Annotated in this window: 7 protein-coding genes; all 7 read right to left on the minus strand. The window is 72.0% G+C overall.

The genetic code is table 11. The features are described 5' to 3' along the window. Positions 1 to 179 precede the first annotated feature (179 nt). Entirely contained in the window at positions 180 to 623 is a 444-nt protein-coding gene (locus tag L7D48_RS24185; RefSeq protein ID WP_237882451.1) for a hypothetical protein, read from the minus strand. Positions 624 to 857: 234 nt separating this feature from the next. After that, entirely contained in the window at positions 858 to 2186 is a 1329-nt protein-coding gene (locus L7D48_RS24190; RefSeq protein ID WP_237882453.1) for an MraY family glycosyltransferase, read from the minus strand. Positions 2187 to 2334: 148 nt separating this feature from the next. Beyond that, a complete protein-coding gene (locus tag L7D48_RS24195) occupies positions 2335 to 2979 on the minus strand; it encodes a protein-tyrosine-phosphatase (RefSeq protein ID WP_101255645.1) in 645 nt (214 codons plus the stop codon). Next, positions 2976 to 3623, minus strand: a complete 648-nt coding sequence (locus L7D48_RS24200; protein ID WP_237882455.1) for an L-threonylcarbamoyladenylate synthase — start codon at positions 3621 to 3623, stop codon at positions 2976 to 2978. The genes L7D48_RS24195 and L7D48_RS24200 overlap by 4 nt, the downstream gene beginning before the upstream one ends. Next, positions 3624 to 4469, minus strand: a complete 846-nt coding sequence (prmC, locus tag L7D48_RS24205; protein WP_237882457.1) for a peptide chain release factor N(5)-glutamine methyltransferase — start codon at positions 4467 to 4469, stop codon at positions 3624 to 3626. It lies immediately after the preceding gene. A gap of 52 nt (positions 4470 to 4521) precedes the next feature. Further along, positions 4522 to 5592, minus strand: a complete 1071-nt coding sequence (prfA, locus tag L7D48_RS24210; RefSeq protein ID WP_237882459.1) for a peptide chain release factor 1 — start codon at positions 5590 to 5592, stop codon at positions 4522 to 4524. 96 nt (positions 5593 to 5688) lie between these two features. Next, entirely contained in the window at positions 5689 to 5916 is a 228-nt protein-coding gene (rpmE, locus tag L7D48_RS24215) for a 50S ribosomal protein L31 (protein WP_093661957.1), read from the minus strand. Positions 5917 to 6095: the final 179 nt, after the last annotated feature.

A 6095-nucleotide genomic window follows, 5' to 3' on the forward strand; every position in this document is an offset into this window, starting at 1 on the left:
GGGCGGGAAGGGACCGGCCGGCGCGGCGGCAGGACGGCCCGTGAAGAGGCGAGGAGCGTTCGGCGCTGTCCCGCACAGCGCCTTCGCCAAGGCTCGCGGCCCTCTCGGCGTCGGACGATAGCAGCCCGGCGGGCGTGGCCTCCCACCGCCCCTGCCCGGAGCCTTCGCGCTGTTCCCGGTCACGCGCGGGATTCCGCGGCGGAGGAGCCCGTGGAGCCCTTGCCGGTCCCGGCGGGCTCCACGTACGGGGTCTTGAGCCGGGTGTGCGTCCACGCCTGGGCCGCGAGCCACACCAGGAGGCAGGCAAGCGCCGTGAAACCGAACACGCGGCCGTCCATGAAGGTGGCGTCCCGCAGGATCTTCATCACCACGAACATGGCGATCACCTGGGTCGTGTAGACCAGGAATCCCGCCCCGAGGAGGAGTTCGGGCCACTGCCGTCCGACCCGGCCGAGCGCATGGAGGCCCGCGCCGAAGAAGGCGAGGACCACCACGGTGGCCAGGCCTGCTCCCAGGGCGCCCTCGCCTCCCGAGACGACCGCGCCGACGATCACGCCGACCAGGCCGGCACCGGCTGAGGGAATCGCGGCGCCACGAAGGATCCGGGCGTCGTTCGACTGCATAAACGCTGCTCCAGCAGGGTGGTCTACGGGGGGCGGTGCGTGACCTTCGAAAGCTGTGGTCGCCCGGCGGAACGGACTCGCGGATCGGGGGCACTGGAGGCCACCGGCCTTCTCGCCGGACTCGTGAACGGTATCACAAACTATTTGATGAGGTCTTTACCTAGTTCGTGTGCGGACTGTCACACGAGCGGGTCAGTCGGCGCTACTCCGCGATGACGAACGGCGGCGGGACTGCTATGAGCGGTTGTCGGCCGTGGGACGGCCGTCGCGCACCAGGCGATCGTACTCGCCGAGCGCCGTCGCCCCCGCGGGCCGCCGCCCGGCCTCCGAGTCGGTCCGCGCGGCGCTCCCGTCCGCGCCGCCGGCCTCTTCCCCCGGCCGCTCGGCCGGCCCGCGCCGGGCGCGGTAGCGCGGCGGCACGAGCCGCTGCGCCCAGCCCGGCACCCTCGGGGTGAACCTCGGCAGCAGCAGGATCACCAGCCCCACCGCGCTCAGCAGCACGATCGCGAGCACGATGACCAGGCTGGAGGAGCGCACCGAGAAGGCCACCGCGCCGAAGGCGATCAGCGCCGACCAGAAGTACATGATCAGTACCGCGCGGCTGTGGGAGTGGCCGATCTCCAGCAGCCGGTGGTGCAGATGGCCGCGGTCGGCGGCGAACGGCGACTGGCCCCGCCAGGTGCGCCGCACCACCGCCAGCACCAGGTCGGCGATGGGTACCGCGATGATCGTCAGCGGCAGCAGCACCGGCATGTAGACCGGCACCATCGTCTGGACCGTGGTCTTGACCGAGCCGGTGGTGTCGGTGATGACGTCCGGGTCCACCTGGCCGGTGATGGAGACCGCCCCGGCGGCCAGCACCAGGCCGATGAGCATCGACCCGGAGTCGCCCATGAAGATCCGCGCGGGGTGCATGTTGTGCGGCAGGAAGCCCAGGCACATGCCCATCAGGACGGCGGCGAAGAGCGTCGCGGGGGCCGCGGCCTCGATGCCGTAGCCGTACCAGATCCGGTAGGCGTACATGAAGAACGCCGCGGCCGCGATGCCGACCATGCCCGAGGCCAGGCCGTCCAGTCCGTCGACGAAGTTGACCGCGTTGATGGTGACGACGACCACCGCCACCGTCAGCAGCGTGCCCTGCAGCGGGGTCAGCGCGACGTTGCCCACGCCCGGCACCGGCAGCCACAGGATCGTCAGGCCCTGCCAGACCATCACGCCCGCGGCGATCATCTGGCCGCCGAGCTTGATCAGCGCGTCCACGCCCCACTTGTCGTCCAGGACGCCCAGCAGCCAGATCAGGCCTGCGCCGGCCAGCAGCGCGCGGGGCTCGTCGGAGAGCCGGAAGACGTCGCCGACGTTGGTGAGCTGGGAGGCGGCCAGCAGACCCGCGCACAGCCCGCCGAACATGGCGATGCCGCCGAGCCGGGGCGTCGGTTCGCGGTGCACGTCGCGGGCACGGATCTCGGGCATCGCGCCCGCCGCGATCGCGAACTTCCTCACCGGACCGGTGAGGAGGTAGGTGACCGCGGCCGTGACGCACAGCGTCAGCAGGTATTCACGCACGGATTCCCCATGACTCTCGCGGGCTCCCCGGGCTCACGCCCGGGACACCACACCTTAGACAACGGTCCGGTGCGGACGGTCGCGTGCCCGACACCGCCCGGCACCGCCTGACACCGCCCGGCACAGCCCGACGCCGCCCGGTACGGTCTCACGTCCGCGCCGGGACCCCCGTCAGGGCCGTGACCACCGGGTCCAGCGCCGCGTTGATCTCCTCGCCGACGCTGCGGAAGTAGGTGATGGGGGCGCCGTAGGGATCGTAGACCTCGTCGGCCTCCGCGCTGGGCGCCAGCAGCCAGCCGCGCAGCGCCGCGGCGGCCCGCACCAGGGCCCGGGCGCGCCCGACCACCCCGCCGTCGGCGTCCGGGCCGGGCAGTGTGGCGGGGTCGATCGCCCGCACCAGGCGGGTGAACTCCTTGAGGGTGAAGGTGCGCAGCCCCGCGGAGTGCCCCATGGAGATCACCTGCGCCCGGTGGTCGCGGGTGGCGGTCAGCACCAGATCTGCCCTGATGACGTGCTCGTCCAGCAGTTCACGGCCGAGGAAGCCGGACGGGTCCGCGCCGTACTCCAGCAGGACCTCCGCCGCGTGCTCCTCCATCGGCGCGCCCTCGTGCCCCCACGTCCCCGCGCTCTCCACCACCAGTCCGCCGGCCCGCTCGTCGCCGAGTCTGGCCACCAGGGCATGCCTGGTCAGCCGCTCGGTGATGGGCGAGCGGCAGACGTTTCCGGTGGAGACGTGGAGGATGCGGAAGACCGGTATGCCATGCTCCTCGGACGCCCCGGCGGGCGGGGTCAACTGGCGGCCTCGAGGCCGGGTACGACCTTGCGCAGCTCCTCCGCGCTGATCGCGCCCGCACGCAGCAGCCTGGGCGCCGGGGCGGTGACGTCGACGATCGAGGAGGGCACGGAGTCGGGGGTGGGGCCGCCGTCGAGGTAGACCGCGACGGAGTCGCCCAGCATCTCCTGGGCGGCGTCGCAGGTCTGCGGGGCGGGGTGGCCGGTGAGGTTGGCCGACGACACCGCCATCGGGCCGGTCTCGGTCAGCAGCTCGATCGCCACCGGGTGCAGCGGCATGCGGACGGCGACCGTGCCGCCGGTCTCGCCCAGGTCCCAGGTGAGCGACGGCTGGTGGCGGGCGACGAGGGTGAGCGCGCCGGGCCAGAAGGCGTCCACCAGTTCCCAGGCCTGCTCGGAGAAGTCGGTGACCAGGCCGTGCAGGGTGTTCGGGGAGCCGATCAGGACGGGCGAGGGCATGCCGCGCCCGCGTCCCTTGGCCTCCAGCAGGTCGCCGACGGCCTCCGGGGTGAAGGCGTCGGCGCCGATGCCGTAGACCGTGTCCGTGGGGAGCACGACGAGTTCGCCTCGGCGGACCGCCGAGGCGGCCTCGCGCAGGCCGGTCGCGCGGTCGGTCGCGTCGGAGCAGTCGTAACGCCGTGCCATCTAAGGCACCTCCCTGCGGGCTGTGGCAAAACGGGGCCGGTTGTTGAGGTCGGGGTGGTCCGCGGCGTCCGCCCAGCCGCGGTCCTCGGTGAAGATCCAGGGGACCTGGCCGCCCTGGGTGTCGGCGTGTTCGACGACGACCAGGCCGCCGGGGCGCAGCAGGCGGTGCGCGGTGCGTTCGATGCCGCGGATGACGTCCAGTCCGTCCTCGCCGGAGAACAACGCCATCTGCGGGTCGTGGTCACGTGCCTCGGGGGCGACGTACTCCCATTCGGTGAGCGGGATGTAGGGCGGGTTGGAGATGACGAGGTCGACCTGGCCGTCCAGCTCGGGCAGGGCGGTCGTCGCGTCGCCGTGGTGCAGGGTGACGCGGGAGCCCTCGGTGTTCTTCCGGGCCCACTCAAGCGCCCCCTCGTCCAGCTCCACGGCGTGCACGCGCGAGCGCGGCACCTCCTGGGCGAGCGCGAGCGCGATGGCTCCGGAGCCGGTGCACAGGTCGACGATCAGGGGCTCGGCGACGTCCATGGCGCGCACGGCGTCTATCGCCCAGCCGACCACGGACTCGGTCTCGGGGCGCGGCACGAACACCCCCGGGCCCACCTGGAGTTCCAGGTAGCGGAAGAAGGCCCGGCCGGTGATGTGCTGGAGCGGCTCGCGGGCCTCGCGGCGGGCGACGGCCTCCCAGTAGCGGGCGTCGAAGTCGGCGTCGGCGACGCGGTGCAGTTCCCCCCGCTTGACGCCGTGCACGTACGCCGCCAGCTCCTCCGCGTCGAAGCGCGGGGAGGGCACTCCGGCGTCGGCGAGCCGCTGGGTGGCCTGGGCCACCTCGGCGAGCAGTACGTTCACGTTCCTCGTCCTCCACCCGTCCCCGCGTGCCCCGCCCCGGGGCGCCGCACGGTTACTGAGCCGCGGCCAGCTTGGCCGCGGAGTCGGCGTCCACGCATGCCTGGACCACCGCGTCCAGGTCGCCGTCCAGCACCTGGTCCAGGTTGTACGCCTTGAAGCCCACCCGGTGGTCCGAGATCCGGTTCTCCGGGAAGTTGTAGGTGCGCACCCGCTCCGACCGGTCCACCGTACGCACCTGGCTGCGGCGCGCGTCGGAGGCCTCCCTCTCCGCCTCCTCCTGGGCCGCCGCCAGCAGGCGGGCGCGCAGGATACGCAGCGCCTGCTCCTTGTTCTGCAGCTGGCTCTTCTCGTTCTGGCAGGAGACGACGATGCCGGTGGGCACGTGGGTGATGCGGACGGCGGAGTCGGTGGTGTTCACGGACTGCCCGCCGGGGCCGGAGGAGCGGTAGACGTCGATGCGCAGGTCGTTCGGATTGATCTCGACGTCGACGTCCTCGGCCTCGGGGAGGACGAGGACTCCGGCGGCGGAGGTGTGGATGCGGCCCTGGGACTCGGTGGCGGGCACGCGCTGGACGCGGTGGACGCCGCCCTCGTACTTCAGCCGGGCCCACACGCCCTGGCCGGGCTCGGTGCCGTTCTTGGTCTTCACCGCGACCTGGACGTCCTTGTAGCCGCCGAGGTCGGACTCGTTGGCCTCGATGATCTCGGTCTTCCAGCCCTGACGCTCGGCGTAGCGCAGGTACATGCGCAGCAGGTCGCCGGCGAACAGCGCGGACTCCTCGCCGCCCTCGCCCGCCTTGATCTCCAGGATGACGTCCTTGTCGTCGCTGGGATCGCGCGGGACGAGCAGCAGCCGCAGCCGTTCGGTGAGCTCCTCGCGCCGGATCTCCAGCTCCTTGACCTCGGCGGCGAAGTCCGGGTCGTCGGCGGCCAGCTCCCGTGCGGTGGCGATGTCGTCGCCGGTGCGCTTCCACTCGTGGTACGCGCCCACGACCGGGGTCAGCTCGGCGTAGCGCTTGCCCAGCCTGCGGGCGTTGGCCTGGTCCGCGTGGACGGCGGGATCGGCGAGCCGCTTCTCGAGGTCGGCGTGCTCGCCGATCAGTTCCTCGACCGCCTCGAACATCGTTGAGTCCTTCGTGTGGGGAGAGGGCTGCCGGGACGGCAAAACGCCGGTCCGGCCCTCCCTGGGGGGACGGCCGAGGACCGGCGTTCGGGGTCGCTACTTCTTGTTCCTCGACCCGGCGTTCTTGCCGAAGCGGGCCTCGAAGCGGGCCACACGGCCACCGGTGTCGAGGATCTTCTGCTTGCCCGTGTAGAACGGGTGGCACGCGGAGCACACGTCGGCGCGGATGGTGCCGTCGGTGACGGTGCTACGGGTGGTGAAGGAGTTTCCGCAGGTGCAGCTGACCTGGGTCTCCACGTACTCCGGGTGGATGTCGCGCTTCAAGGTCTCTCCTAGGTATCGGGAGGGTTCCGGGTCGCACCGGCTCCTCGCACCCGACGGTCGGGCGACGGGGATGGCTGCCTGCGCGTGAACCGGGACCGACGCACCAGTCTGCCACTACTGGCCGCACCTCCCAAAACCAGGTGGCGGAGGATTCTATTCCCCTGCGGTCCCCGGCCCTC

The sequence above is a fragment of the Streptomyces sp. ICN903 genome (genome assembly GCF_022015835.1).
Taxonomy (GTDB): domain Bacteria; phylum Actinomycetota; class Actinomycetes; order Streptomycetales; family Streptomycetaceae; genus Streptomyces; species Streptomyces fenghuangensis.